At 68.7% G+C, this 25773-nt stretch carries 28 protein-coding genes; 16 read left to right on the top strand and 12 right to left on the bottom strand.

Features of this window, described 5'->3' with window-relative positions; translation table 11 throughout:
* Window positions 1-151 precede the first annotated feature (151 nt).
* Window positions 152-1180: a class II fructose-bisphosphatase gene (glpX, locus tag Q1V88_RS05165; RefSeq protein ID WP_300678820.1), complete on the bottom strand. Its 1029-nt coding sequence runs from the start codon at window positions 1178-1180 to the stop codon at window positions 152-154.
* A 108-nt stretch (window positions 1181-1288) separates the two neighbouring features.
* Here glpX and Q1V88_RS05160 point away from each other — a divergent pair, with 108 nt between their 5' ends.
* Window positions 1289-1888: a DUF4245 family protein gene (locus Q1V88_RS05160; protein ID WP_300678816.1), complete on the top strand. Its 600-nt coding sequence runs from the start codon at window positions 1289-1291 to the stop codon at window positions 1886-1888.
* Here Q1V88_RS05160 and Q1V88_RS05155 read toward each other — a convergent pair.
* On the bottom strand, window positions 1869-2099 hold the full coding sequence (locus tag Q1V88_RS05155) for an exodeoxyribonuclease VII small subunit (RefSeq protein WP_300678813.1): 231 nt from the start codon (window positions 2097-2099) through the stop codon (window positions 1869-1871). The genes Q1V88_RS05160 and Q1V88_RS05155 overlap by 20 nt on opposite strands.
* Entirely contained in the window at window positions 2077-3330 is a 1254-nt protein-coding gene (gene xseA / locus Q1V88_RS05150; RefSeq protein WP_300678810.1) for an exodeoxyribonuclease VII large subunit, read from the bottom strand. The genes Q1V88_RS05155 and xseA overlap by 23 nt, the downstream gene beginning before the upstream one ends.
* Before the next feature lie 37 nt (window positions 3331-3367).
* Between xseA and Q1V88_RS05145 the strand changes: the two genes are divergently transcribed.
* Both Q1V88_RS05145 and Q1V88_RS05140 read left to right on the top strand, forming a co-directional pair.
* Window positions 3368-4351: a 4-hydroxy-3-methylbut-2-enyl diphosphate reductase gene (locus Q1V88_RS05145; protein ID WP_300678847.1), complete on the top strand. Its 984-nt coding sequence runs from the start codon at window positions 3368-3370 to the stop codon at window positions 4349-4351.
* A gap of 1 nt (window position 4352) precedes the next feature.
* On the top strand, window positions 4353-4973 hold the full coding sequence (locus Q1V88_RS05140; RefSeq protein ID WP_300678808.1) for an L-threonylcarbamoyladenylate synthase: 621 nt from the start codon (window positions 4353-4355) through the stop codon (window positions 4971-4973).
* Window positions 4974-4977: 4 nt separating this feature from the next.
* On the opposite strand, the gene htpX is transcribed toward Q1V88_RS05140, so the two are convergent.
* Window positions 4978-5850 carry a zinc metalloprotease HtpX gene (htpX, locus tag Q1V88_RS05135; protein ID WP_300678805.1) on the bottom strand — a complete coding sequence of 291 codons (873 nt, stop codon included), beginning with the start codon at window positions 5848-5850 and terminating at the stop codon, window positions 4978-4980.
* A 49-nt stretch (window positions 5851-5899) separates the two neighbouring features.
* Here htpX and Q1V88_RS05130 point away from each other — a divergent pair, with 49 nt between their 5' ends.
* Genes Q1V88_RS05130 through Q1V88_RS05120 form a run of 3 tightly spaced genes read left to right on the top strand, consistent with a single transcriptional unit; the run spans window position 5900 to window position 8798 of the window.
* The gene (locus Q1V88_RS05130) at window positions 5900-6670 is read left to right on the top strand and encodes a putative protein N(5)-glutamine methyltransferase (RefSeq protein ID WP_300678804.1); all 771 of its coding nucleotides are present in this window, start codon (window positions 5900-5902) and stop codon (window positions 6668-6670) included.
* A gap of 30 nt (window positions 6671-6700) precedes the next feature.
* Window positions 6701-8251: a lipase family protein gene (locus Q1V88_RS05125; protein ID WP_300678801.1), complete on the top strand. Its 1551-nt coding sequence runs from the start codon at window positions 6701-6703 to the stop codon at window positions 8249-8251.
* Window positions 8252-8273: 22 nt separating this feature from the next.
* Entirely contained in the window at window positions 8274-8798 is a 525-nt protein-coding gene (locus Q1V88_RS05120; protein ID WP_300678798.1) for a DinB family protein, read from the top strand.
* On the opposite strand, the gene fdhD is transcribed toward Q1V88_RS05120, so the two are convergent.
* Genes fdhD through Q1V88_RS05090 form a run of 6 tightly spaced genes read right to left on the bottom strand, consistent with a single transcriptional unit; the run spans window position 8795 to window position 15090 of the window.
* Window positions 8795-9613 (bottom strand): formate dehydrogenase accessory sulfurtransferase FdhD, encoded by an 819-nt coding sequence (fdhD, locus tag Q1V88_RS05115; RefSeq protein WP_300678796.1) that lies wholly within the window; start codon window positions 9611-9613, stop codon window positions 8795-8797. The two genes, Q1V88_RS05120 and fdhD, sit on opposite strands and share 4 nt — an antisense overlap.
* Entirely contained in the window at window positions 9601-11892 is a 2292-nt protein-coding gene (locus tag Q1V88_RS05110; RefSeq protein WP_300678794.1) for an FdhF/YdeP family oxidoreductase, read from the bottom strand. The genes fdhD and Q1V88_RS05110 overlap by 13 nt, the downstream gene beginning before the upstream one ends.
* Before the next feature lie 5 nt (window positions 11893-11897).
* Entirely contained in the window at window positions 11898-13172 is a 1275-nt protein-coding gene (locus tag Q1V88_RS05105) for an HNH endonuclease signature motif containing protein (RefSeq protein ID WP_300678791.1), read from the bottom strand.
* A 55-nt stretch (window positions 13173-13227) separates the two neighbouring features.
* Window positions 13228-13881 (bottom strand): potassium channel family protein, encoded by a 654-nt coding sequence (locus tag Q1V88_RS05100; RefSeq protein WP_300678788.1) that lies wholly within the window; start codon window positions 13879-13881, stop codon window positions 13228-13230.
* The gene (locus tag Q1V88_RS05095) at window positions 13878-14288 is read right to left on the bottom strand and encodes a GNAT family N-acetyltransferase (protein WP_300678785.1); all 411 of its coding nucleotides are present in this window, start codon (window positions 14286-14288) and stop codon (window positions 13878-13880) included. The genes Q1V88_RS05100 and Q1V88_RS05095 overlap by 4 nt, the downstream gene beginning before the upstream one ends.
* A gap of 19 nt (window positions 14289-14307) precedes the next feature.
* A complete protein-coding gene (locus Q1V88_RS05090) occupies window positions 14308-15090 on the bottom strand; it encodes an exodeoxyribonuclease III (protein WP_300678783.1) in 783 nt (260 codons plus the stop codon).
* Window positions 15091-15177: 87 nt separating this feature from the next.
* On the opposite strand from Q1V88_RS05090, the gene Q1V88_RS05085 reads away from it, so the two are divergent.
* The 5 genes from Q1V88_RS05085 to Q1V88_RS05065 all read left to right on the top strand — a co-directional run bounded on the left by Q1V88_RS05085 (window position 15178) and on the right by Q1V88_RS05065 (window position 19419).
* Window positions 15178-16005: an ABC transporter ATP-binding protein gene (locus tag Q1V88_RS05085; protein WP_300678780.1), complete on the top strand. Its 828-nt coding sequence runs from the start codon at window positions 15178-15180 to the stop codon at window positions 16003-16005.
* A complete protein-coding gene (locus Q1V88_RS05080; RefSeq protein WP_300678778.1) occupies window positions 16002-16790 on the top strand; it encodes an ABC transporter permease in 789 nt (262 codons plus the stop codon). Before Q1V88_RS05085 ends, Q1V88_RS05080 begins: the two co-directional genes overlap by 4 nt.
* A gap of 214 nt (window positions 16791-17004) precedes the next feature.
* Window positions 17005-17952: an ABC transporter substrate-binding protein gene (locus Q1V88_RS05075; RefSeq protein ID WP_300678775.1), complete on the top strand. Its 948-nt coding sequence runs from the start codon at window positions 17005-17007 to the stop codon at window positions 17950-17952.
* Window positions 17953-17986: 34 nt separating this feature from the next.
* A complete protein-coding gene (locus tag Q1V88_RS05070) occupies window positions 17987-19024 on the top strand; it encodes an LLM class flavin-dependent oxidoreductase (RefSeq protein ID WP_300678773.1) in 1038 nt (345 codons plus the stop codon).
* Window positions 19021-19419: a hypothetical protein gene (locus tag Q1V88_RS05065; RefSeq protein ID WP_300678770.1), complete on the top strand. Its 399-nt coding sequence runs from the start codon at window positions 19021-19023 to the stop codon at window positions 19417-19419. The genes Q1V88_RS05070 and Q1V88_RS05065 overlap by 4 nt, the downstream gene beginning before the upstream one ends.
* On the opposite strand, the gene Q1V88_RS05060 is transcribed toward Q1V88_RS05065, so the two are convergent.
* Together Q1V88_RS05060 and Q1V88_RS05055 are read right to left on the bottom strand one after the other, a co-directional pair.
* The gene (locus Q1V88_RS05060; RefSeq protein WP_300678769.1) at window positions 19403-20881 is read right to left on the bottom strand and encodes a PH domain-containing protein; all 1479 of its coding nucleotides are present in this window, start codon (window positions 20879-20881) and stop codon (window positions 19403-19405) included. The genes Q1V88_RS05065 and Q1V88_RS05060 overlap by 17 nt on opposite strands.
* The gene (locus Q1V88_RS05055; protein WP_300678766.1) at window positions 20878-21393 is read right to left on the bottom strand and encodes a PH domain-containing protein; all 516 of its coding nucleotides are present in this window, start codon (window positions 21391-21393) and stop codon (window positions 20878-20880) included. Before Q1V88_RS05055 ends, Q1V88_RS05060 begins: the two co-directional genes overlap by 4 nt.
* A 64-nt stretch (window positions 21394-21457) precedes the next feature.
* Between Q1V88_RS05055 and ychF the strand changes: the two genes are divergently transcribed.
* The 5 genes from ychF to Q1V88_RS05030 all read left to right on the top strand — a co-directional run bounded on the left by ychF (window position 21458) and on the right by Q1V88_RS05030 (window position 25764).
* Window positions 21458-22531 (top strand): redox-regulated ATPase YchF, encoded by a 1074-nt coding sequence (gene ychF / locus Q1V88_RS05050; RefSeq protein WP_300678764.1) that lies wholly within the window; start codon window positions 21458-21460, stop codon window positions 22529-22531.
* A 133-nt stretch (window positions 22532-22664) separates the two neighbouring features.
* Window positions 22665-24377, top strand: coding sequence for a DUF262 domain-containing HNH endonuclease family protein (locus Q1V88_RS05045; RefSeq protein WP_300678763.1), 1713 nt, complete (start codon window positions 22665-22667; stop codon window positions 24375-24377).
* 292 nt (window positions 24378-24669) lie between these two features.
* A complete protein-coding gene (locus tag Q1V88_RS05040; protein ID WP_300678762.1) occupies window positions 24670-24939 on the top strand; it encodes a hypothetical protein in 270 nt (89 codons plus the stop codon).
* Between the two features lie 36 nt (window positions 24940-24975).
* Complete coding sequence (locus Q1V88_RS05035) at window positions 24976-25299, top strand: hypothetical protein (RefSeq protein WP_300678760.1); 324 nt, start codon at window positions 24976-24978, stop codon at window positions 25297-25299.
* A 144-nt stretch (window positions 25300-25443) separates the two neighbouring features.
* On the top strand, window positions 25444-25764 hold the full coding sequence (locus Q1V88_RS05030) for a hypothetical protein (protein ID WP_300678757.1): 321 nt from the start codon (window positions 25444-25446) through the stop codon (window positions 25762-25764).
* The last annotated feature ends 9 nt before the right edge of the window (window positions 25765-25773 follow it).

Here is a 25773-nt window from a genome sequence, read left to right as displayed (position 1 = left end):
CTTTCCCGATGTTCAGCAGTGACCTACATCACAGGTATAACCCCTGGGGCTGGTGGCGTCCAGCGTCGTCGGAGTGGTGCCCCCATCTAGGGGAGATCAAACAGCGCCGCCCTCCCACGGGGGAGGACGGCGCTGTGGCGGCGGGGCAGGCTCAGCGACCGAAGTCGATCGCCGAGTACGCCTGCAGCTTGGAGAGCTGGTGCTCGGAGGCGACCTTGCGGATCGTGCCCGAGCGGCTGCGCATCACCAGGGACTCGGTGAAGACCGAGCCGTGCGGGCCGAAGGAGACGCCGCGCATCAGGTCGCCGTCGGTGATGCCGGTGGCGACGAAGAAGCAGTCGTCGCCGGTGACCAGGTCGTTGGTGTGCAGCACGAAGTCGGGGTCCAGGTTGTGGCCGGCGTCCAGCGCGCGCTGACGCTCGGCGTCGTCGGTGGGCCACAGCCGACCCTGGATGGTGCCGCCGATGGCCTTCATCGCGCAGGCGGCGACGATGCCCTCGGGGGTGCCGCCGACGCCGAGCAGCAGGTCGGCGCCCGAGCCCGCCCGGGCCGCGGAGATGGCACCGGCGACGTCGCCGTCGGTGATGAACTTGATCCGGGCACCGGAGGCGCGGATCTCGTCGACCAGGTCGGCGTGACGCGGACGGTCGAGGACGATCACGGTGATGTCGGAGGGCTTGGTGCCCTTGGCCTTGGCCACCAGGTGGATGTTCTCGGCGGCGGGCAGCCGGATGTCGACGACGTCGGCGGCCTCGGGGCCGGTGACGAGCTTCTCCATGTAGAAGACCGCGCTCGGGTCGTACATGGTGCCGCGCGGCGCCACCGCCATGACGGCGACGGCGTTGCTCATCCCCTTGGCGGTCAGGGTGGTGCCGTCGATCGGGTCGACGGCGACGTCGCACTCGGGTCCGGTGCCGTCACCGACCTGCTCGCCGTTGTAGAGCATCGGGGCGTTGTCCTTCTCGCCCTCACCGATCACGACGGTGCCGTTCATCGCGACGGTCGAGATCATCGTGCGCATCGCGTTCACCGCGACACCGTCGGCACCGTTCTTGTCACCCCGCCCGACCCAGCGAGCAGCTGCCATCGCGGCGGCCTCCGTGACCCGCACGAGCTCGAGCGCGAGGTTGCGGTCGGGGGCGGGAGTCGGGACGTCCAGGGACTCGGGGAGGGTGCTCATAAGGCGCACCTTAGCGGTCGCGGGTTGCCTCACGATGACCTCTGAGCGTGCGTTTGTGAGACCTACGTCGCTTGAACGATCCATAGTGCCCTCTGGAACACTGGTCCGGTGACTCAGACGCAGCAGACCCCTTCCGAACCGGCGCAGGGAGCCCGTCGGTACCCGCGGACGTTCGGGGGCCTGATCGCGTCGATGATCGTCGCGGTAATCGGCGTGGTGGCCTACTGGGCCCTGCAGAACGCCACCCACGACCGGCCCGAGATCCAGCCCGAGGCGGTCGACTACCTGGGCACCGTGCAGACCGTGCAGGAGGCGAAGTACGCGATCGCCTATCCGCCGACCCTGCCCGCCGGTGCGATCGCCACCGCGGTCCGCTTCACCCCGGGCGACCGTCCGGTCTGGGGACTGTCGGTGCTGACCAAGGACGACAAGTTCATCGGCGTGGAGCAGGAGAACGAGGACCTGAGCACGCTGCTGACGACGTACGTCGACAAGCACGCGCGCCAGGGCAAGGACGTCACCCTCACCTCGGGGCTGGCCACCGGTCCGACCGCCTGGACGACCTGGTCGGACTCGGGCGGCGACCATGCCTTCGCGACCAAGCTCGGCACCACCACCGTGGTGGTCTACGGCTCGGCCTCGGTCGAGGATCTTCAGGCGGTCGCCGAGTCCCTGACCACGGCGCCGACTACTGCTCAGACTCGATAACGGCGTCGAGGCGGGCGCGCGCCCCGTCGAGCCACTCCTGGCACACGGTGGCGAGCCGCTCGCCGCGCTCCCACAGTGCCAGCGACTCCTCCAGGGTGGTGCCGCCGTTCTCCAGCGCCCGGACGACCTCGACCAGCTCGGCGCGGGCCTCCTCGTAGCTGACCTTCGGCGCGGGGTCGGCGGGGGACTCAGTCTTCTTCGCGGTCGCCATCGGCGGCCTCCTTGTCGTGCTCGGTCGTGCGTACGTCGGCGTGGATCCGCCCATCGGCCAGCCTGATGCTCACCGGGGCGCCAGGCGCGGTCGCGGTGATGCTGGTCAACACCCGGCCCTCGCCGTCCTGGACCACCGCGTAGCCGCGCCGTAGCGTCGCCAGCGGGGAGAGCGCCCGGGCTCGGGCGCGGTGGTGGTCGATGTCGTCGGCGGCCCGGTCGAGCTGGTGGGAGAGCACCCGTCGGCTGCGCTCGCGCAGGGCGGCGATCTCGTCGAGGCGCCCGTCGACCATCGAGCGCGGGTCGCGCATCTCGGGACGGTTGCGCAGTGAGTCCAGGCCGAGCTGCTCGCGGCTGAGCCAGTGGTCGAGCACGGTGCGCAGCCGGGCCCGGGCGCCGGTGACCAGGCGCAGCTCCTCGGCCACGTCGGGCACCACGTGCTTGGCGGCGTCGGTCGGGGTGGAGGCGCGCAGGTCGGCGACCAGGTCGAGCAGTGGGGTGTCGGGCTCGTGCCCGATCGCACTGACCACCGCGGTGGTGAGCCGGTGCACGGCGCGGATCAGGGACTCGTCGCTGAACGGCAGCAGGTCCTCCACCGAGCCGCCGCCACGGGCCACCACGATCACGTCGACGTCGGGGTCGTGGTCGAGGCGGTCCAGTGCGTCGATCACCTCGGGCACACAGCGGGTGCCTTGCATCGGGGTGTGGATCACGCGGAAGGTGGCGCCGGGCCAGCGCCGGCGTACGGTCTCCAGCACGTCCCGCTCGGCGGCGGAGTTGGCGGCGGTGACCAGGCCGATGGTGTGCGGCAGGAACGGCAGCCGGCGCTTGAGCTCGGCGGCGAAGAGCCCCTCGGCGGCGAGCAGCTGGCGGCGCTGCTCCAGCCGGGCCAGGAGGGCGCCCAGACCGACCGGCCGGATCTCGCGGGCGAAGAGCGAGAGCGTGCCGCGGTTGGCGTAGAAGGACGGCTTGGCGTTGATGATCACGCTGGCGCCCTCGGTCAGCGGGGTCGCCAGCGAGTCCACCACGTGACGCTGGGCGGTGACCTGGATGGAGATGTCGGCATGGGAGTCGCGCAGCGTCATGAAGACCGTCGCCATCCCCGGTCGGCGGCTGATCTGGGCGATCTGGCCCTCGACCCAGACCGCACCCAGCTTGTCGATCCACCCCGAGATCGCGTTCGCGATCTGCCGCACCGGGGCGGGCTGCTCCGGGGAAGTCTCCAAGGCCATGACGCAACCGTAGACTGGCCCGGTGACAGATCTGGCGATGCCCCGCGTGCTCAGCGACGACGAGAAGCAGGTCCTGCTGGCCTCTCCGCGCGGATACTGCGCGGGCGTGGACCGTGCCGTCGTCACCGTGGAGAAGGCGCTGGAGCTGTACGGCGCTCCGGTGTACGTCCGCAAGGAGATCGTGCACAACAAGCACGTCGTCGACGACCTGCGCAGCCGCGGTGCCATCTTCGTCGAGGAGCTCGACCAGGTGCCGGCGGGGGAGACCGTGGTCTTCTCCGCCCACGGGGTGAGCCCGGCGGTGCACGCCGACGCCGAGGTCCGCCAGCTCAAGACGATCGACGCGACCTGCCCGCTGGTGACGAAGGTGCACTACGAGGCGGTCCGGTTCGCCAACGAGGACTACGACATCGTCCTGGTCGGCCACGCCGGCCACGAGGAGGTCGAGGGCACGATGGGGGAGGCGCCCGACCACATCCAGCTGGTCCAGCACCCCGGCGACGTCGAGAACCTGGTCGTGCGCGACCCGGCCAAGGTGGTCTGGCTCTCCCAGACCACGCTGAGCGTGGACGAGACGATGGAGACGGTCAAGGCGCTGCGGGCCCGCTTCCCGCAGATGATCGACCCGCCGAGCGACGACATCTGCTACGCCACCCAGAACCGCCAGCTCGCGATCAAGGAGATCGCCGTAGCGGCGGACCTGGTGATCGTGGTCGGCTCGCGGAACTCCTCGAACACGATGCGGCTGGTCGACGTCGCACTGGAGGCCGGCGCGAAGGCGGCGTACCGCGTCGACGACGCCGGCGAGATCGAGGAGGGCTGGCTCGAGGGCGTCCGCTCGGTCTCGGTGACCAGTGGTGCCAGCGTCCCCGAGGGTCTGGTCCAGGACGTGCTGGCGTGGTTGGCTGATCGTGGCTTCCCCGGTGCGCAGGCGGTGACCAGCGCCGAGGAGTCGCTGGTCTTTGCCCTTCCCAAGGAACTTCGGCGCGACCTCAAGGCCGCTGCCCAGGCAGGAGCGTGAGATGGCTCGTTATCTCGATGTCCACCCGGTCAACCCGCAGCCGCGACTGATCTCGCAGATCGTCGAGGCGCTGCGCGACGATCAGGTGATCGCCTACCCGACGGACTCGGGCTACGCCCTCGGCGCGCGGATCGGGTCCAGGGACGGCAAGGAGCGGATCCTGGCGATCCGCGAGCTCGACGAGAAGCACCACTTCACCCTGATCTGCCGCGACTTCAGCCAGCTCGGTCAGATGGTGCACGTCGACAACAGTGCGTTCCGGGCGATCAAGGCGGCCACGCCGGGGCCCTACACCTTCATCCTGCCGGGCACCCCGGAGGTCCCGCGGCGCCTGCTGCACCCGAAGAAGAAGACGGTGGGGGTGCGGATCCCCGACCACGTGGTGGTGCAGGCGATCCTGGACGAGCTCGGTGAGCCGATCCTCTCCTCGACCCTGATGATGCCCGGCGAGTCCGAGGCGCGCACCAGCGGGTGGGAGATCAAGGAGGCGCTCGACCACGTCGTCGACATCGTCGTGGAGACCGGCGAGGACACTCCGGCCGAGCCGACCACGGTGATCGACTGGAGCGAGGGTGCCCCCGAGATCCTGCGTCGCGGCGCGGGGGACCCCGACCGCTTCTGAGCGCTTAGCTCGGGTACGTGCCGCCCGCCATCGACTCCAGCCGGGCGATCCGGTCCTCCATCGGCGGGTGCGTGGAGAACAGGTTGCGCACGCCCTCGGTGTTGAACGGGTTGGCGATCATCATCGAGGAGACGTTCTGCAGCTCCGGCTCGGGGGCGAGCGGGGCGGCGGCGGTGCCGTCCTCCAGCTTGCGCAGCGCCGAGGCCAGGGCGAGCGGATCGCCGGTCAGCTTCGAGCCGTCCTCGTCGGCGTCGTACTCGCGGGTCCGCGAGATCGCCAGCTGGATGATGCTGGCGCCGATCGGGGCCAGGATCGCCATCGCGATCGCGGCCAACGGGTTGGCCCGGTTGCCGTTCTCGTCGCGCCCGCCGCCGAAGAACATCAGGAACTGGGCCAGCGACGTGATCAGACCGGCCATCGCCGCGGCGATCGAGGAGGTCAGGATGTCGCGGTTGTAGACGTGCATCAGCTCGTGACCGAGCACGCCGCGCAGCTCGCGCTCGTCGAGCAGGCGCAGGATGCCCTCGGTGCAGCACACCGCGGCGTTGCTCGGGTTGCGGCCGGTGGCGAATGCGTTGGGTGCCTCGGTCGGGGAGACGTAGAGCTGTGGCATCGGCTGGCCCGCCTTGGTGGAGAGCTCGCGCACGATCCGGTACATCGCCGGCTGCTGCTGCTCGGTCACCGGGTAGGCGCGCATCGCTCGGATCGCCATCTTCGCGGAGTTCCAGTAGCCGTAGAAGGTCGTGCCCAGGCCGATCAGCACGAAGATCCACAGGAGCGACGACTTGGCGCCGAGCAGGGCCCAGACGCCGAAGACGACCGCCCACATGACCCCGAACAGCAGCGCGGTCTTGAGGCCGTTGAAATGGTGGTGCACGTTCCTATCAACGCACATTTCGGTGTTCTCGTTCCCGTAGCGTGGCCGTGTGGACGCTCACGAGGTCGCCGTGACGGCCCGGCTGCGTGCGGCGGGCTGCGTCTTCGCCGAGGAGGAGGCGGCCCTGCTGATCCAGGCCGCCGCCGGTGCGGACCTGGAGCGGCTGGTGGTCCGCCGTGAGGCGGGGGAGCCCCTGGAGGTGATCCTCGGCTGGGTCGACTTCGGCGGGCTGCGGCTGCACCTGTCCCGAGGCGTGTTCGTGCCCCGGCAGCGGTCGCTGGCCCTGGTCGCGGTGGCGCTCGCGACCCCCGACCCGCCGCGGCGTCTGTTGGACCTCGGCTGTGGGTCGGGCGCCCTGGCTGCCGCCGTACGCCGTCACCTGCCCGATCTGGAGGTGTGGGCGGTCGACGTGGACCCGGTCGCGGTCGCCTGCGCGGCGCGGAACCTGGCCGAGCCGGGCGACCGGGTGCTGTGCGGCTCCTGGTTCGAGCCGGTGCCGGCCGAGCTGGGCGGCACCGTCGACCTGATCGTGGCCAACGCGCCCTACGTGCCCTCGGCGGCGCTGGCCACGATGCCGCCCGAGGCCCGGCTGCACGAGCCGGCCACGGCCCTGGACGGTGGCGCTGACGGGCTGGACCACCATCGGGTCCTGATCGCGCAGGCCCCGGCCTGGCTCGCGGTCGGGGGCCGGCTGCTGATCGAGGTCGGGGTGGACCAGGTCGCCACCGGACTGACCCTGATCGCCGATGCCGGGCTGCGTGGGGCGGCGGTCCGTGACGAGGAGCGCGAGGCGACGGTGCTGATCGCCACCCGCGCGTAACCTTCGGGGCGTCGCAGGGTTAAGAGTCGTGTGACGTACCTCACTCGGCTCCTGCTGGTTCCGCTCCTGGTCGCCGCGGGGCTGACGCTGCCGGCCCGGGCCGCTGTCGCTGCCGACGCGATCCCGCGCCCGCACGACGACGCCTTCTACGCCGATCCGGCGGGGATGGCGGCCGCCAAGCCGGGGGCCGTGCTGCGCACCCGGGCGGTGACAGCGAAGATCGTCTCGACGATCCCGGTCAACGCCACCCAGGTGCTCTACCGCACCCAGGACGAGCTCGGCCGGCCGTCGAGCACCGTCACCACCGTGATCGCGCCGGTCGGTGCGATCTCGGGGGTGGTGAGCTACCTGAGCTTCTACGACGCCCTCGGCGACATCTGCTCGCCGAGCTACACCCTGCGTGGCGGCGACGCCGGCACCGCCGACAACAACCAGCAGGCCCAGATCGAGTCCGGCCTGATCGCCAGCCTGATCGCCCAGGGGTACGCCGTCACCGTGCCCGACTTCGAGGGCAAGGACCTGCACTGGGTGGCTGGCCACGAGTCGGGGTGGAACACGCTCGACGCGGTCCGCGCCACCGAGTCCCTGCTGGGCCTCCCGGCCACGACCAAGGTCGGGCTGTTCGGCTACTCCGGCGGCTCGATCGGCGGGGAGTGGGCCGCCGAGCTGGCGCCCAGCTACGCCCCCGAGCTCACCATCGCCGGCACCGCGATCGGGGGCATCCCGGTCGACCTGGCGCACAACCTGAACTACGTCAACGGCTCGAAGACGTGGTCGGGCGTCATCCCGGCGGCTGTGGTGGCGCTGGGCAGGGCCTTCGACACCGACCTGAGCCGGTACCTGTCGCCGTACGGTGCCAAGGTGACCCGGGCGGTCTCGGACCAGTGCATCGGCTCCTTCAACGGCGCCTATCCGGGGCTGACCGTGCAGCAGCTGGTGAAGCCTGCCTATGCGGACTTCCTGCACATCCCGGTGATCACCCGGATCGTCAACCGGCTGATCATGGGCAGCGTGCCGGGCCACCCGACCTCGCCGATGTTCATGGCGGTCGGCAACGCCGACGGCATCGGCGACAACGTGATGATCGTCAAGGACACCCAGGCACTCGCGCACGAGTACTGCTCGCAAGGGGTGAAGGTGAACCTCCAGGTGGTCGACAAGGCCGACCACACCACGGCCGCGCTGGCGTTCTTCGCCCAGGCGCTGCCGTGGCTGGGAGCACGGATGGCGGGGCTGCCGATGATCGGCAACTGCTCCTCCATCCCGGCCGGCAGCTCGCTGGCACCGATCGCCCTGAAGCGACTCTCGATCTCGCCGACGCTCACGGTCACGAACCGCGGACAGCGCCACGACGTGCTGCGGGTCTCGGCCGGGGCGGACGCGGCCGGTGCCACGGCCCGCTTCTATCGACTCAAGGGCAAGCGGAAGGTCCTGCTGCGGACCGCGACGCTCGACGCTCAGGGGCAGGCGAAGCGGGTCGTGCGCGACCGTAACGGGCGGGCGAGGACGCGCTACCTGGTGATCGTCGCCCAGGGCCGCGACACGGTCGCGGGCAGCACGAAATGGGTCGCCCACCGCTGAGTCGGCCTGGGAGGATGGCCCGATGGCGATCGTCCCCGATGACAAAGACTGGACCTGGGTCCTGGAGCGGCAGTGCTCCGAGTGTGGCTTCGACCCGGCGGCGGTGCGCTTCGCCGAGGTGCCCGGCGTGACCCGGCGCCACGTCGCCCTGTGGGTGCACCTGCTCGAGTCGCGCACCGGTCTCGGGGCCAGGCCCGACGAGGCGACCTGGTCGCCGTTGGAGTACGCCGCCCACCTGCGCGACGTCTGCCGGATCATGCTCGCCCGACTCGACCTGATGCTCGTCCTGGACAACCCCGACTTCGCGAACTGGGACCAGGACGAGACCGCCCTGGCCGCCGACTACGGCTCGCAGGACCCGGCCGTGGTCGCCGTCGAGCTGGCCGCTTCCGGAGAGGCGATCGCCCGGGCGATCGAGCTCGTCCCGGCCTCGGCGCTGGAGCGGACCGGGCAGCGCTCCAACGGCTCGCGGTTCACCGTGGCGACGCTGGTGCCGTACTTCCTGCACGACCTGGTGCACCACGGTCGCGACGTCGGCCTGGTCTAGGACCCGGTGTCGATCCGCTCGGGCCAGGTGTAGACGTTCATCCCCGAGCCGCGGACGAAGCCGGCCAGGGTCAGGCCGGTCTCCTCGGCGAGGTCGGCGGCCAGGGAGGACGGCGCCGAGACCGCGGCCAGCACCGGGATGCCCGCCATCACCGCCTTCTGCACCAGCTCGAACGAGGCGCGGCCGCTGACCATCAGGATCACCTCGTGCAGCGGGGTGAGCCCCTCGCGCACCGCCCAGCCGATCACCTTGTCCACGGCGTTGTGCCGGCCCACGTCCTCGCGGACGGCGAGCAGGGTGCCCTCGGCGGTGAAGAGCCCGGCGGCGTGCAGCCCACCGGTCTTATCGAAGACCGCCTGCGCCTCGCGGAGCAGGTCGGGGAGCCTGAGCACCGTGGTCGCCGCGACCAGGGGAGCGGTCTGCGGCGTCGGTGCGGTGAGCGGCCAGCGGGTCTGACGCCGGACGTCCTCGATCGACTCCTTGCCGCAGACCCCGCAGGCGCTGGTGGCGACGAACGTGCGCTGCCGGGTCGGCGGGGTGGCCTCGGGGCCGAGCTGGATCTCCAGCACGTTGAGGTCGGAGTCGAAGCAGTGCTGCGCGGTGATCACGTCGGCGCCACCGCCGATGATCCCCTCGCCGAGCAGGAACCCGTGGGCGAGGTCGACGTCGGCGCCGGGGGTGCGCATCGTCACCACCAGGGAGCGGTGATCGATCCGCAGCTCCAACGGCTCCTCGACGGCCAGGGTGTCGGGACGGCGTACGACGCTGTCGGGACGGACCTTGAGAACGGGGCGCCGGGTCGTCACCCGGCCCATGCGGACGGCTCCAACCGGACGACGACCGACTTGGAGGTCGGGGTGTTGGAGCCGGTGGCGACGGAGTCGAGCGGGATCAGCGGGTTGGTCTCGGGGTAGTACGCCGCCGCCGAGCCGCGTGGGGTGTCGTACTCGACGACCCGGAAGCCGGTGACCCGACGGTCGATGTCGTCCCCGGGCCAGTGCGCGACGATGTCGACCCGGTCGCCGTCACGCAGGCCGAGGGCCTCGATGTCGCGGCCGTTGAGCATGACGACATGGCGGCCGCCCTCGATGCCGCGGTAGCGGTCACTGAAGCCGTAGATCGTGGTGTTGTACTGGTCGTGGCTGCGCAGCGTCTGGAGCACCAGGTGGCCCGGCGGCACGTCGAACTCGTCCAGGTCGGAGACGGTGAACTGGGCCTTGCCGGTCGGGGTCTCGAAGCGGCGTTCGTCGCGGGGCGGGTGCGGCAGCACGAAGCCGGCGGTGGAGGCGACGCGGGCCTCGAAGTCGTCGAAGCCGGGCACGACCTGCTCGATCCCGGCCCGGATCCGGGCGTAGTCGGCGCGCAGGCCCGCCCAGTCGATCCCGCTGGCGGTGCCGAGGACCGCCTCGGCGATCCCGGTGACGATCGCGACCTCGCTGCGCAGCTCGGGGCTGGCGGGGTCGAGGCGTCCACGGGAGGCGTGCACCACCGACATCGAGTCCTCGACGGTGACGAACTGGGGCCCTGCGGCCTGCTTGTCGCGCTCGGTGCGGCCCAGGGTCGGCAGGATCAGCGCGGTCGCGCCGGTGATCAGGTGGGAGCGGTTGAGCTTGGTGGAGATCTGCACGGTCAGGGCGGTACGACGCAGCGCCTCGGCGGTGATCGCGGTGTCGGGGGCGGCGTGCAGGAAGTTGCCGCCCAGGGCGACGAACGCCCCGACCCGGCCGTCCAGCATCGCCCGGATGGTGTCGACGGCGTCGTACCCGTGCTCGCGGGGTGAGGTGATCGCGAAGGTCGCGTCGAGGGCGTCGAGGAAGTCGGCCGGCGGCTTCTCCCAGATCCCCATCGTGCGGTCGCCCTGCACGTTGGAGTGGCCGCGGACCGGGCACAGGCCCGCGCCGGGCCGCCCGATGTCGCCCTTGACCAGGGCGAGGTTGACGATCTCCTTGAGGGTGGGCACGGCGTGGCGGTGCTGGGTCAGGCCCATCGCCCAGCACCAGACCGTGGCGGTGGAGTCGGCGACCATCGCGGCGGCGGCCTCGATCTGGCGCCGCTCCAAGCCGGTGATCCGCTCGATCTGGTCCCAGTCGATCTCGGCGACGTGGGCACGCCAGGCCTCGAACCCTTCGGTGTGGGCCTCGATGAACTCGGGGTCGATGGCGCCCCAGCGCAGCAGGAGGGAGCCGATCGCGGTGAAGAGCGCCTGGTCGCCGCCGATCTTGATCGGCAGGTGCAGGTCGGACAGGTCGGTGCCGTGGCCGACGACGCCGCGCGGGGTCTGCGGGTTGCGGAAGTTGCGCAGCCCCGCCTCGCGCAGCGGGTTGATGCTGAGGATCTTGGCGCCGCGCCTCTTGGCGATCTCGAGGGCGGAGAGCATCCGGGGGTGGTTGGTGCCCGGGTTCTGGCCGGCCAGCACGATCAGGTCGGCACGGTAGAGGTCGGTCAGCGAGACACTGCCCTTGCCGATCCCGATGGTGTCGCCCAGTGCGACGCCGCTGGACTCGTGGCACATGTTCGAGCAGTCCGGCAGGTTGTTGGTGCCGTAGGCGCGAGCGAAGAGTTGGTAGACGAACGCGGCCTCGTTCGAGGCCCGGCCCGAGGTGTAGAACGCGGCGTTGTCGGGGGAGTCCAGAGCATTGAGCTGGTCGCCGATGAGCGCGAACGCGTCGTCCCAGGCGATCGGGGTGTAGTGCGTCGCACCGGGACGCAGCACCATCGGATGCGTGATCCGGCCCTGCTTGCCGAGCCAGTAGTCGGTGCGCTGGCGGAGGTCGGCGACGCTGTGCTCGGCGAAGAACTCCGGCGTCACACGCTCGGTGGTGGCCTCCTCGGCGACCGCCTTCGCGCCGTTCTCGCAGAATTCCGCGGTGTGGCGGTGCTCCGGGTCGGGATCGGGCCAGGCACAGCTCATGCAGTCGAACCCGTCGACCTGGTTGAGCTTGGTCAGGGTCTTCGCGGTGCGGGCCGGACCCATCTCGTGCAGTGCCCGCCCCATCGCCACCGCGACGGCCTTCACCCCCGCGGCGTGGTCCGCCGGCTCGGTGATCCTCAGGTCGGGCTCGTCGGGTACGCCGAACAGGTCGCTGGCCTCCATGCTCGTCAGGCTACCCCTCGTGAGGCGGCTGGAGGCCCGACGTTGTGGAGCGTCGTGGTGCCGCTGGGCGTGCGGAGGTAGTGCCGCCCTGCCGGGGTGGTCCAGAGGTAGATGCCGGGTTCGAGGTGCTGGTACTGCCATCCGCTGTGGGTCTTGAGGCGGTGGTGGTGGCGACAGAGCGGTGCGAGGTTGGTGCTGGTGGTCTGGCCGGGTGGTCCGCTGGGGTTGTAGGGGGTGATGTGGTCGAGGTCGCTGGCTCTGGCGGTGCGGTCGCACCAGGGGTGGACGCAGGTCCGGTTGATCAGGATCGCTTGTTCGCGCATGGTCTCGGTGGGGACGTAGCCGTCGCGGGTGTGCGGGGTGGCGAGGTCGAGGACGGGTCGGATGATGACCTTCGTGCCGGCGGTGCGGCACCACTCAGCTACACGTTCGACCGGGGCCAGGGTGTTGCCGGCTTCGATGTGGGCGACGGGTGAGTCAGGGGTGAGGTGGACGTAGGTATGCACCACCCGCGTCACCGCTCCTGGGGTCTCCCCAGCGAGGTGCCGGCGCGCGATCACCCCGACTGCCTTCGCCCGGCGGACGTCCAGAGACTCGGACTCGGCGTTCTCATCCACAGTGGCAAGCTCGGCCGCGACCTCTTGGATCGCGGCCTCGAAGTCCGCCGCGTCAGCGGCATCCAAGCGTCCGAACACGTCCGCGAGGCCGTCGGGCTGCCCGGTCCCGGAGACACTGATCGCCCGGCCCTCGGCTGCTGCCCGAGCCCGGGCGACCGCCGCGTCGGGGTCACTCAGGATCTCGGCGAAGACGACCATGCGTCGGAGCCGGGCCATCCCGACCCGATGCGCGATCGGGGCGATCACCTCGTCGACGTACCGCGCACCCTCGGCCGGAACACCGCGGAGTGTCGCGGCGACCTGCCGGGCTCGCCACACCTCGACCCTGCCTTCGCGGACGGCAGCGAGGGTCTCGGGGAACCGCCAGGCCAGGTCCCACGCATCAGCGAGATACGACAGTGCAGCGCGGGGGCTCATCTGGGCAAACGCAGCGAACTCGGCCACTGCTTCCTCGCCGATGCGAGGGCAGCCATCGCCACCAACGGGCATCTCCAGGCCGTACCGCTGCTCCGACGGGCCTATCTCGGCCACCACGGTGAGCCAGCGGATCGCCTTGTCCAAGGCCTTCACCTCACGACGGCGAGCCTTGGCCTGGTCGGCACGCCAGCCCGCCAACAGTGCCTCAGCACTGTTGGTGACGACGTCCGAACCACTCGGCTTCATACCCATCACAGTATGGGAAGGCACCGACAAAACCGGGCGGCCCGACCAGCCCGGCTCACTCGTCGGGAATCTGCTCCTCGGCCTTGTCGGCGTTGATCGAGGAGAGCAGCCACGCGGCTACCGAGGCGGTCACGACACCGACGACGGAGATCCCGACCAGCATCAGGGCGAAGGCCACGCAGCGGCCCTCGGTGGTGACCGGGTAGCGGTCGCCGTAGCCGACCGTGGTCACCGTCGAGACGGCCCACCACAGTGCGTCGCCGAAGGTCGTGATGTTCGCACCGTGGGCGTCGCGCTCGGCGTCGAGCATCGCCAGGGCGCCGAGGCCGACCGCCATCACCGCCACCCCGGCGACGTAGGTCACGGCCCGGGAGGCGCGGGAGGCGGCCGACCGGTTGAGCACCCGCACCAGGCCGAGCAGGCGCAGCATCCGCAGAGGTCTGAGCATCGGCAGGACGATCAGGAGGACGTCGTACCAGTGGGAGAGGGCGTAGGCCCGTCGATCGTGGGCGAGGAAGAGCCGGATCGCGAAGTCGACGGCGAAGACGATCCAGACCGCCCAGGACGCGATCGTCAGGACGGTCTCGACGTCAGGGCTCAGCCGCGGGTCCAGGACCGGCCAGGCGTAGGCCAGCAGAAACCCGAGGGCGAGCAGCAGCAGCGGGACCTCCGAGCGACGCTCCCAGCGCTGCACCCGCGTCATCGTCATGACCCGCGCACCCACCGTCGCCACTCAGGCTGCGGGGCGTAGCCGGCAGCGGCCCACACGGACTGCCCCAGCTCGTTGCCCTCCAACACCATCGCGTCGAAACGGCCGGCACCGAGGTCGCGGAGCCGGGTCTCGGCGGCGGCGAGGAGTGCCGAGCCGATCCCACGCCGCCGGGCGTCGGGGTGCACGGCCAGGCGGTACAGGTGGGCACGCCAGCCGTCCCAGCCCGCGATGATCGAGCCGATGATCGCGGAGCCCTCCTCGGCGACGAGGCAGCACTCCGGGTCGCGGGCGAGCAGCGTCTCGACCATCGCCGCGGTGTCGGTCGGCCGGGAGTCGTTCTCCGCCGCGACCGCCCACAGGGTGAGCAGAGCCTGCACGTCGCGCTGGGTGGCGGGTCGGATCACAGCGCGACGCTAGCAAGGCTCAGTCGGTGAGGTCGACGACCACGGGAGCGTGGTCGCTCGGGGCGCCCGTGCCCTGGGCCGGGTCGCGCTCCTCGGTGTCGATGAAGGCGCCGGTGACGCGGGAGGCGAAGGTGGGGGAGCCCAGCACGAAGTCGATCCGCAGCCCCCGGTTGCGCTCGAAGCGCTGCCGGAAGTAGTCCCAGTAGGTGTAGACCTCCGGGCCGGGGGCGAACGGCCGCACCACGTCGGCGTACGTCGACTCGATCGCGAAGAACGCGTCGCGCTCGGGCTGGGTGAGGTGGGTGGAGTTCTTGAACTGCTTCGGGTCGAAGCAGTCCTCGTCGAACGGGCACACGTTCCAGTCGCCGACCAGGGCGGTGGGGGTGTCGTTCCACTCCGCAGCGGCCACGCGCAGCGCCTCGAGCCACTCCAGCTTGTAGGCGTAGTGCGGGTCGTCGGGCTTGCGGCCGTTGGGGACGTACAGCGAGCCGACCCGGACGCCGCCACAGGTCGCGAAGATCGCGCGGGCCTCGTCGGCCTCCTTGAACTGCGGCATCCCGTCGAAGCCGACCTGGACGTCCTCGATCCCGACCCGGCTGATCAGGGCCACGCCGTTCCACTGGTTGTAGCCCACCGCGGCGACCTCGTAGCCGCGCGACTGCAGACCCATCATCGGGATCTGGTCGCTCTTGGCCTTGATCTCCTGGACAGCCAGGACGTCGATGTCGTGACGGTCGAGGAAGGCCTCGACCCGGTCGATACGGGTCCGCAGGGAGTTCACGTTCCAGGTAGCGATGCGCACGCGCCCAGGCTAGCGACCCGCCCCGACAGGACCACGGACCGGACCGAGAAGTCGGTTCTGTCCTACCCGTGGGGAAGAATGTCGCGAGTGAAGCTGCGCCGCGACGGGGAAGCACCCGCTGACCCCGCGATCGTCGTGCAGAACGTCTGCCGGCACTACGACCTGCCCGACGACTCCCGGGTGATGGCGCTCAGCGACGTCGACCTCAGCGTCCCCTCCGGCGCGTTCGTCTCCATCATCGGCCCCAGCGGCTGCGGCAAGTCCACCCTGCTGCGCCTGATCGGTGGCCTGGAGGAGCCCGACCGTGGCACCGTCACCGTCGACGGCATGACCCCGCGGCAGGCGGCCGAGCGCAAGGCCCTCGGCCTGGTCCCGCAGGGCCCGTCGCTGCTGCCCTGGCTGAGCGTGCTCAAGAACGTCAGCCTCCCGGCCAGGATGAACCGCAAGCACAACCGCACCCCGCTGCCCGACATGGAGGACCTGCTCCGCCGGGCCGGCCTGGGCGAGGTGATGCACAAGCTCCCCAGCCAGCTCTCCGGCGGGATGCGGCAACGCGCCGCGATCGTGCGCGCGTTCGGACTGCGTCCCGACGTGATGCTGATGGACGAGCCGTTCTCCGCCCTCGACGAGTTCACCCGCGAGGCGCTCCAGGAGCAGCTCCTGGAGCTGTGGGGCGACACCCGCTCCACCGTCGTCTTCGTCACCCACTCGATCTCCGAGGCGGTCCGGCTCTCCGACACCGTCGTGGTGATGGCACCGCGGCCGGGCCGGATCACCGACGTCGTCGACATCGACCTGCCCCGACCGCGCGGCAACGACGTGGTGGAGAGCCCCGAGTTCCACGCCTACGAGCTCCAGATCCGTGAGCAGCTCCGGTTCGCCTTCGGCCACTCCGAGACGGCGGAGGAGCGATGAGGACGTCGGTACGTCGTCGGCTGAGCTTCCTCAGCCCCGCGATCTGGGGTCCGGGCGTCGTGATGGCCGTCGTGCTGGGGTTCGTGTGGCACTGGGCCGCCGGGCAGTGGCCCTATCTGCTGGCGCCGTTGAGCGACATCGGCAGCCAGCTGCGCGACCAGCCGACGTACTTCCTGGAGCAGGCCTGGGTGACGTTGCGCGAGGCCCTGGCCGGGCTCGGGATCGGGTTCGTGGTGGCGTTCGCGCTGGCCATCCTGATCTCCGAGCTGCCCCTGGCCCGGCGCGCGATCATGCCGGTCGCGGTCGTGCTCAACGTGACCCCGCTGGTCGCGATCGCCCCGGCGCTGGTGGTGGCCTTCGGGTTCGGGCCGGCGCCCAAGCTGATCCTGACCAGCCTGATCTGCTTCTTCCCGATCCTGATCAACACCGCCGCCGGGCTGCGGACCGTGCCCAAGCAGGTGCTGCAGGTCTATGAGTCGGTGAACGCCTCACGCTGGGAGGTGCTGCGCTACCTGCGCATCCCCGGCTCCCTGCCCTACGTCTTCGCCGCGCTCCAGATCGTCTTCCCGCTCTCGATCATCGGCGCCGTCGTCGCCGAGCTCAACGCCGCAGGCTCCGCCGCAGGCCTCGGCACCACGATCCAGGTGGCCACCTCCATGAACCACCTGTCCACGGTGTGGGCCGCCATCTTCGTCCTCGCGATGATGGGCTCACTCCTCCTGCTGTTCGTCACCATCGTCGAACGCAGGGTTCTGCACTGGCAGGAGTCCAGACAGAACACCTAAGAAAGCCCCCGCCCGGGGGCCCAACAAGGAGAAACGAATGTTCATCCGCACCCGACTGCGCCACACCGTGGCTGCCCTGGGAGCCGCTGTACTCGTTGCTTCGCTTTCCGCCTGTGGTGGAAGTGACGACAAGAGTTCGGCGTCCCCCGGCAGCTCCGGTGCCATCTCGGCAGCGCGCTGCAAGACCAACGAAGCCGCAGGCAAGATCACCTACATGTCCGGCTATTACTGGCAGGCCTCAGCCTCGATCCTCGAGGTCATCGCCGCCGACAAGCTGGGCTACTACAAGGATCTCTGCCTCAACGTCGACCTCCAGCCCGGGCAGGGGGACACCACTGTCAACGCCAAGCTTGTGCAGAGCGGCAAGGTCCAGATCGGTCCGCTCTCCGAGCAGGACGTGCTGACCTCGAACGCCTCCACGATCGCCAATGGCGGTACGCCGAAGGTGCTCGGCGTGTCGTCGTACTCCAACGCCGGCCTCGACGTGCTGATGACGATGCCCTCGATCACCGACCTCACCCAGCTGCAGGGCAAGACCCTGGGCTACAAGGGCTGGGTGCCGGTGTCGGTCTCGGCGATGCTGGACAAGGCCGGCGTCGACATGAGCAAGGTCAAGCAGGTCAAGGTCGGCTACGACCCGACGATCCTGACCCGCGGACAGGTCCAGGGTCTGACCGGCTTCATCTCCAACGAGCCGAACCTGCTCAAGGACAAGGGCACCAAGGTCACGGTCTGGGAGCCGAAGGACTACGGCGTCGCGGGCTCCGTCGGGGCGATCGCGGCCAACGCCGACTGGGCTGCGGCCCACCCCGAGGCGCTGGAGGACTTCCTCCGGGCGACCTTCAAGGCGTTCCAGTACTGCGCCGAGCCGGCCCACATCGCCGAGTGCATCGACCTGCAGCAGAAGCAGCAGGCCGACCCGAACGACGACAAGGCCCACGAGACCGCCGTGTGGACCACCGAGTCCACCCTGGTGGCCGACAACCCGCTGCCGGGCAAGTTCGGCTCGATCGACCTGGCCAACGTGACCTCGCTGGTCGGCGACGTCAACACCTACGCCGGCTCGAAGATCGACCCGACCACCGCCCAGACCTGGTTCGACAACGACTACGCGAACAAGGTCGTCGGCGACGACAACAAGGTGATCTGGCCGGCTCCGTAAGCGGCCCGTCGACGACATGATGAAGGAGAGTCAGGTGGAGACCGAGTACGGCGTCTTCCTGCCGATCGGCAACGGCGGCTGGTTGGTCTCCACCACGGCCCCGCACCCGGAGGCGACCTATGCCTACAACAGGCAGGTCGCGGTCGATGCGGAGCAGGCCGGACTCGACTTCATCATGTCGATGGCGAAGTGGAAGGGGTTCGGCGGCAGCACCGACCACTGGGGCGAGACCCTGGAGTCGATGACCCTGATGGCAGCCCTCGCCGAGTGCACCTCCACGGTCAGGATCTGGGCGACGATGCACGCCAACCTGCACCACCCGGTGGTGGCGGCGAAGATGTACACCACCCTCCAGCAGGTCTCCGGGGGCCGAGCCGGGATGAACGTGGTCAACGGCTCCTACGCCGACGAGTTCCAGCAGATGGGGCTGTGGAGCGAGCTGTCCAAGGCCGATCGCTACCGGATGACGGCGGAGTGGACCGAGGCGGTCACCCGGCTCTGGGCGGCCGAGGAGGTGTCGATGGACTCGGAGTTCTTCACCCTGGACCGCGCCGAGTCACGCCCCCACCCGAGCCCGCGTCCGACGATCATCAACGCCGGCGCCTCGGACGAGGCCATCGAGTTCCAGGCCACCTGGGCCGACGGTGCCTTCCTCGGCGCCGACTCCTTCGAGGAGATGGCCGACAAGTCCCGGCGCGTCCACGCCCGCGCCGCCGAGCTCGGCCGGACCTGCAAGACCTACGCGATGCTCACCGTCGTCCAGGGCGAGACCGATGCCGCAGCGCAGGCCCGCGTGTCGGCGTACGGCGAAGGCCTGGACCGCGAGGCGCTGCTCAACATGAGCCTGGCCTGGGGCATCCCCGAGGACTGGGCCCGCTCCTGGGTCGAGGACGCGACGGGGGAGAAGGCCTTCCAGGTGCCGTACGTCGCCGGGGCGGCCGACACCGTCGCCGCCGAGATCCGACGGCTGGTCGCCGCGGCCGACCTCGACGGGCTGATGCTGATCTTCCCCGACTACCTCAGTGACCTGCCGCTGTTCGGCCGGACCGTTCTGCCACAGTTGAGGGCATGAACGAATGGCGTCGCCTCGGCCCCGACTCCGCTGAGCGGGCGGGGCTGCTCGCCCTGTCGGACCACCTCGGGGTGCGGCTGCGTCCCCGGGCGTTGGAGATCGCGCCGGGCACCAACGTCGAGCTCGAAGGGGTCGACCCTGAAGGGACGTTCCTGATCCAGGCGGTGCTCAACCAGGGTGCCTACACGTCCCAGCAGCGCAACAAGACCCTCGCCGACCTGTTCAAGATGCAGTGGCTGCGCGAGCGTGAGTTCCCCGGCGCCACCATCGGCCTGCTGCTCAGCGAGACCACGGCCGAGGCGTTCAAGCCGCGCTCGTGGACCTTCATCGCCGCCCGCGAGCTGGGCGTGCGGCTCTTCGTGCTGCGCTCGGGGGCGATCACCGAGCTGGGGTGAGGAACGGCTCCACCAGGGTCGGGGTCGCCCCGGCCGCCAGCGTGATCGCTGCGCCCAGCGGTACGTCGTGGATGACGACCTTCTCCTTGCCCGCGGCCGTCGTCGCGGTCAGCCGGGCCAGTCCGAGCCGGCGGTCGAACGGGGTCTGGCGCAGCCGCCAGCCGACGATCCCGTCCAGCTCGAGGGCGACCAGGTCCTCGACCAGGAACCCCGAGCGCGCCACCAGATGGTGCTCGGTCTGGGTGTGGCCCAGCGCCCGCGCCCGGCCGATCGCGCTCAGCGTCAGACAGGCCAGCACGACCACGGTCGGCACCGCCACCACCGCCCAGGACGAGTCGAACGCCCAGACCGGCACCGCCAGCACCACCGCGACCACGGCCGCCTTCACCACCGCCCAGCGCAGGTAGCGCCACAGCGGCTTGGGGCCGTGGGGCCTCAGCGGGGCCACGAGCGGGGCGTCGTCGGCGAGCACGTTCGCTCCGAGTCGACGTACGACGGGCAGGGGAGCGGCCGGGAGGAGGGCCGGGGTGTCGTCCTTGAGGCCGATGGTGAGCAGCGACAGCTCGGCCCCGCCCGCAGCCCGGATCAGGAGCTGGCGGCGCAGGCAGATGCCGCGGACCTTCGACTCGTCGACGGTGATCGACTGGGTGGTGAAGAGCCCGGAGTGGCGCCGCAGCGTCGGGCCGTCCTTGCCTTGCTCGCGGGTGACGCTGAGCCCGAACCAGCGCAGCGCGTAGCCGAGGCACGCGACCACGGTCCAGCCGACGGCGATCGCGAGCACGACCACGATCGCCAGCCACAGCGCGCCGTGGCTGAGCACGTTGCTGACGGTGTCGCGGTTGATCACCGAGCGCAGGTCGCCCTGGAGCTGGCCGGCCAGGGCGGCGAGGGTGCCGCCCAGCAGGGCGAGGTTGACCAGGTTGAGCGGGGCGAAGCGGAGCCAGGACCACTCCATGTGGGCGATCGGGGCCGGGGCGGCGGGGGTCGGGTCCGCGGTGGTGTGGGAGCGGTGGAGCAGGGAGCGGCGGAGCTCCTCGGCGCCGGCCTGCGACAGCGAGTCGAGCTCGACCTGGCCCTCGTCGACTCCGGTGCCGATCTTGACCGTGGTGATGCCGAGCAGGCGTTGGATCAGCTGCGCCTCCAGGTCGACGCTGCGGACCCGATCCAGACGTGCGGTCAGGGTGCGCCGGTTGAACACGCCTGAGCGGATCTCGACGTGGGTCGCGGTGATCCGGTAGCTCGTCGTCAGCCACGGGATCGCCCCCAAGAACGCGGAGCCGGCCAGAGCGAACGGCAGCACGAACAGGGCGCCCCAGCCGCCGCCGGTGGAGGCGATCCCGATCATGCCGACCAGGGCGGGGACGGCGAAGTTGCGCAGCACCTTGATCGGGTCGGTCAGCAGGGTGCGCTTGTCCAGCGAGCGCCAGCCGTCAGGATCCACGCTCGGGGCGAAGAGCCTCACGTAGCGTCCTCCGGGGTCGCCGCGGTGATCGCCACCAGGTGGGCGACCACCTCCCGGGCGACCGGGTCGTCGAGCTGGGCGATCTCGACGTGGCCGGCCGAGGAGGCCGTCTTCACCGTCACCGTGCGCAGCCCGTAGTGCTGCATCAACGGCCCCTGCACCGAGTCCACGGTCTGGATCCGTGACAGCGGCACGATCTCGTCGGTGCGGATCAGCCAGCCGTGCCGGACGTGCAGCGCCAGGTCGGTGACGTCCCAGCGGTGCACCCGGTAGCGCAGCACCGGGATGAGCGTCAGCCACGGCAGTGGGGCGAGCAACGCGAGTACGCCGACCACGGTGAGGCCCCAGTGCCATCCGGCGGCCTCGGCGCGCAGCCCGAGCACCAGTGCGAGCACGCCCAGCACCCAGACCGGAACCGCCAGCAGCAGGGCGACCAGCCGCCACAGACGCGGGGCGAGGTGGCTCACCGGGCGGGTGGGCTGACGCAGGGTGGGGCTGTTGTCGGTCCTCACCTGACAGAGCGTGGCACACGGAGGATTCCCCGGGCCGACGTACGGGCCCATAAACTCAACCCTCGTGGCTCTCACCATCGGAATCGTCGGTCTCCCCAACGCGGGCAAGTCGACGCTCTTCAACGCGCTGACCAAGAACAACGTGCTCGCGGCGAACTACCCGTTCGCCACGATCGAGCCCAACGTCGGCGTCGTCGGTGTGCCGGACGAGCGGCTGGCGAAGCTCGCCACGATCTACGGCTCGGAGAAGCTGCTCCCGGCGACCGTCCAGTTCGTCGACATCGCCGGCATCGTGCGCGGCGCATCGGCCGGTGAGGGCCTGGGCAACAAGTTCCTCGCCAACATCCGTGAGGGCGACGCGATCTGCCAGGTCACCCGCGTCTTCCGCGACGAGGACGTCACCCACGTCGACGGCGACGTCAACCCGGCGTCGGATATTTCGACGATCCAGACGGAGCTGATCCTGGCCGACCTGGAGACCGTGGACAAGGCCCTGCCGCGCCTGGAGAAGGAGGCGCGGATCAAGAAGGAGACCGCCCCCAAGCTCGCCGCGGTCAAGGAGGCCAAGGACGCGCTGGAGGCCGGTTCGCCGATCTCGGCGACGAAGATCGACCGCGAGCTGATCCGCGAGCTCACCCTGCTGACCGCGAAGCCGTTCATCTACGTCTTCAACTGCGACACCGACGAGCTGGCCGACGAGGACCTCAAGGCCCAGATGCGCGAGATCGTCGCCCCGGCCGAGGCGATCTTCCTCGACGCCAAGATCGAGTCCGAGCTGATCGAGATGACCGACGAGGAGGCCCTGGAGATGCTCAACGACCTCGGCATCTCCGAGTCCGGCCTGCACCAGCTCGCCCGCGTCGGCTTCGCCACCCTCGGCCTGCAGACCTACCTCACCGCCGGGCCCAAGGAGGTCCGCGCCTGGGAGATCCCGCAGGGCGCCACCGCCCCCGAGGCTGCCGGTGTGATCCACACCGACTTCCAGAAGGGCTTCATCAAGGCCGAGATCGTCTCCTTCGACGACCTGATGGCTGCCGGCTCCGTCGCCAAGGCCCGCGAGGTGGGCAAGGTGCGGATGGAGGGCAAGGACTACGTGATGCAGGACGGCGACGTGGTGGAGTTCCGCTTCAACGTCTGAGTCATGGGCGATTTCTTGCCTCGCAGTACCCTTGACCGGCAGTGGGCCTATAAGGTTGAGGGTGGGTGAGAGCTTACGGATCGCCGCGAAGTGTTGCGAGCGCTCCAGGCCAGTCGTCGAGGAGTGTCTCGACATGCAATATCTGCGGAAATTCATGTCGATTCGACTGTCGCAACAGGGTGAATCTCGAAAAGTGAAGCGAGGGGCTGTGGTCAATCTCAATAGTGACACGGTTCGCATTGGAAAACTCTTTGCTGAAGGGTTCTTCTTTTCTGTCCCGAATTATCAACGTCCATTCTCGTGGGATCGAGACCAGCTCTCGGATCTGATAGACGACTTGATGGCAGCCAAGAGAGATACCGATTATTTTTTGGGAACTCTTGTGCTACATGAGACTGCTCCGGAGTCCTTCGATATCGTTGACGGCCAGCAGCGCCTCACGGCTCTTTCAATACTGCTAGCATGCCTGAGGGATCTACTCGAGTCCGATGCGGACGAGGTTCAGGACCTACTCGTGCAGCCAGAGAAGAAGTTCCAGGGAATTCCATCTAGGCCACGACTCTCAGTTCGCGACTCTGGCCCGTATGAACGAATTGTGGTGCGATCGCGCGGCACGCTTGATTCGGAGATCGAAATTCTGCCGCTGGATGCGACTGCTCGCCGATATCGAGACGCCGTATCCATATTCCGGGATGCACTCGTGGGTCAATCTCAGGACTACCTCCGAGGTCTCATCGAATTCATTGTTCAGCACGTCGTGGTAATTTACCTTGCTGCGAGCAGTTTTGATGACGCCTTTCGGCTATTTACAGTGGTCAATGACCGAGGAAAACAGCTCCGTCGGATCGATGTCTTGAAGGCAATTAATCTTAGCCCGAGTGAAATCTCGCATGATGATTTGCGGGAGGAGTATGCACGTAAGTGGGAGGGGTATGAAGAGGCACTGGGAGAGCGTGATTTCGAGGCCCTTTTCGCTGCGCTTCGATTGATTTATGTGCAAGAGAAGCCGGAGGGCGACCTTCTGCATGAGTTCGAGACCCGCATCTACAACAAGCCGGGTCGGCCATCGCCCGGCACGGATTTCATTAACTCCTTGGGTGAGTATGTTGATCTCTGGGACGCGATTTTCATTGCCAGGGACTTCCTTGCTGACACCGAGGATAATGCGCGCTTTAAGACCCTAATGCATGCAATGGTTGGAGAATTTCGGGCGAGTGAGTGGAGGGCTTGTGTCCTGTCCTTCGCTGGCAAGTTTGGAAAATCCGATTTAATGACATTTCTCTTTGCTCTCGAACGCCTATTTGTGGATCAGTGGGTTCGAGGAGTTCGCAAGGATGAGCGCTATTCGTCTTATACGGGCGTTCTGAAGTCAATCGACGTCTCAGTTCGGCCGGCGACTGTGATTGAATCAATGGACGTGGGCCTCGAGGCAGTTCAGAATGCCTGTCGCGAAAGTAAGTTCTATGGATCTGGATTCGCGAAGTATCTCCTCGTTCGTGCGGAGATTCAGGCGACTGAATTGATCGAACCGCGAGAGTTCTCGCCTCGCTCTATCGAACATATTCTGCCTCAGAATCCGCGCGCCGAGAGCCAGTGGTTGACAGACTTCACTGTCGACGAAATAAAGTCTTTGGTTCATTCGGTTGGAAATCTGGTCCTGCTTAGCAAGTCTAAGAATTCATCTGCTCAAAACAAGGACTTTAGTGAAAAGAAGGCGACATATCTGTCGCCTCGGGTTTCGGACTATCCGCGTAGCGTCGGAACGCTCGGATATGAATCCTGGACCCCGGAAGTTATTCGGAAGCGAACTGAGGAGTTTGCAAACACGATCCTTAAGCCCATCTGATCCGTCTTCGTGTGGCGCAAGGGCCTTGCTGGCTGGCGGCTCAATATCGCGATTCACGACGTCCTGACGCCTTGAAGACTGTCAGTTCGTGCCGGCGGATGGGCCGGAAGGATTCACGGATGATCGCTGACAGGGATCCTGTGGATCCGTTTCGCTGTTGCGATAAACGCACTATTGCGGCGAGACGCAATTATTCGCGACAAGCGGGGGTTCATGGCCGATGCCGTCTTGCGGCGGCTGAGTCGCTACCTCTGAGTCTCTACTGAGTTCTTGCTCAAATTCCAGGACCACTTTGGTAGACATCGAGGCCGACCAGATTCAGACCGGTCTCCTCCTGAAGGAGATCGGCCCCAAGGACTTCGAACGGGCGGACTGGAAGCTCCTGGCTGATCGCCTGGTCCGGTGGGCGGCGACCGACCTTCCTGCGTCGATCCCGGACCAGCCGTGGACCGCGAAGCTCGGCTGCATCGTGAACATCGATTACCGAACGCCCTGCCACGACGAATTGGCGGCTGAGACGAAGCGACGGGTGGGGGAGGCCAGAGACCGCTTGGCGGTGTAGGCCAACCGCCGGCAGGGGGAGCAGTACGCTCGGGCCGTGTCTCACTGGTTCGGCGTGCGCAGCGTCTATCGCTTCGCTGAGCGACTCGACGGGCGCGACGTCTACGAGGAACGGGTCGTCATCTTCAAGGCTCCGGACCTCGACGATGCGATCGCCCAAGCCGAAACCGAGGCGGCCGAGTACGTCGACCTGCTCGGCGACGGGGAGGCGGTCGGCTTCTACCAAGCCTTCGCGATGAGCGACGAGCCGAGCCAGGGCGCTGAGGTCTTCTCTCTCATGCGCACCTCGGACCTGTCGGTGGCCGACTACCTGGACCAGCACTTCGACTCCGGCGAGGAACGGCAGCAGAGCGCCACGTGACGCATTCTCGTCGTCGGTGTGCTCCGTGGGTATTCGTTTCCTCAGCCGTTGACTGAGGATCAGCCGCGTCTCAGCATGGGCTTCTAGGTTCGCCTCAGGCCCGCGGGTGCGGGTGCTGTCATCTCGAAGATCAGAAGCACAGCAATGGCAAAGTTTCTCCTTCTTTATCGGACCGACGCCAGCGCGGCGGAGCAGATGGCCAACGCCACGCCCGAGCAGCAGCAGGCGGGGATGCAGGCTTGGATGGACTGGTTCGGCAGGGCGGGGGATGTGATCGTCGATGGGGGTTCGCCGGTCCAGTCCGAGAGCGGCATCGGTGGCTACTCCATCCTGGAGGCCCCGTCGCGCCAGGAGATCGATGCGGTCCTGGAGGGCCATCCGCACCTTGGAGGTCGGCACCATCGAGGTGGCCGAGTTCCTTCCTGTGCCGGGCGTATTCGGCGCGCGCCGGCCGCCGCGCTCTGAACGCGCGGA

This window comes from Nocardioides sp., assembly GCF_030150155.1.
Taxonomy (GTDB): Bacteria; Actinomycetota; Actinomycetes; order Propionibacteriales; family Nocardioidaceae; genus Nocardioides.
This window is presented reverse-complemented; position numbering and strand designations above follow the sequence as displayed.

Excerpts from the sequence above, each read along its gene's own strand:
- Q1V88_RS05105 (WP_300678791.1), bottom strand. The coding sequence starts at position 13,172 with ATGAAGCCGAGTGGTTCGGACGTCGTCACCAACAGTGCTGAGGCACTG.
- Q1V88_RS05030 (WP_300678757.1), top strand. The coding sequence starts at position 25,444 with ATGGCAAAGTTTCTCCTTCTTTATCGGACCGACGCCAGCGCGGCGGAG.
- Q1V88_RS05080 (WP_300678778.1), top strand. The coding sequence starts at position 16,002 with ATGAGGACGTCGGTACGTCGTCGGCTGAGCTTCCTCAGCCCCGCGATC.
- Q1V88_RS05110 (WP_300678794.1), bottom strand. The coding sequence starts at position 11,892 with ATGGAGGCCAGCGACCTGTTCGGCGTACCCGACGAGCCCGACCTGAGG.
- glpX (WP_300678820.1), bottom strand. The coding sequence starts at position 1,180 with ATGAGCACCCTCCCCGAGTCCCTGGACGTCCCGACTCCCGCCCCCGAC.
- xseA (WP_300678810.1), bottom strand. The coding sequence starts at position 3,330 with ATGGCCTTGGAGACTTCCCCGGAGCAGCCCGCCCCGGTGCGGCAGATC.
- Q1V88_RS05155 (WP_300678813.1), bottom strand. The coding sequence starts at position 2,099 with ATGGCGACCGCGAAGAAGACTGAGTCCCCCGCCGACCCCGCGCCGAAG.
- Q1V88_RS05140 (WP_300678808.1), top strand. The coding sequence starts at position 4,353 with ATGGCTCGTTATCTCGATGTCCACCCGGTCAACCCGCAGCCGCGACTG.
- Q1V88_RS05045 (WP_300678763.1), top strand. The coding sequence starts at position 22,665 with ATGCAATATCTGCGGAAATTCATGTCGATTCGACTGTCGCAACAGGGT.
- Q1V88_RS05075 (WP_300678775.1), top strand. The coding sequence starts at position 17,005 with ATGTCCGGCTATTACTGGCAGGCCTCAGCCTCGATCCTCGAGGTCATC.
- Q1V88_RS05100 (WP_300678788.1), bottom strand. The coding sequence starts at position 13,881 with ATGACGATGACGCGGGTGCAGCGCTGGGAGCGTCGCTCGGAGGTCCCG.
- Q1V88_RS05120 (WP_300678798.1), top strand. The coding sequence starts at position 8,274 with ATGGCGATCGTCCCCGATGACAAAGACTGGACCTGGGTCCTGGAGCGG.
- Q1V88_RS05065 (WP_300678770.1), top strand. The coding sequence starts at position 19,021 with ATGAACGAATGGCGTCGCCTCGGCCCCGACTCCGCTGAGCGGGCGGGG.
- Q1V88_RS05145 (WP_300678847.1), top strand. The coding sequence starts at position 3,368 with ATGCCCCGCGTGCTCAGCGACGACGAGAAGCAGGTCCTGCTGGCCTCT.
- fdhD (WP_300678796.1), bottom strand. The coding sequence starts at position 9,613 with ATGGGCCGGGTGACGACCCGGCGCCCCGTTCTCAAGGTCCGTCCCGAC.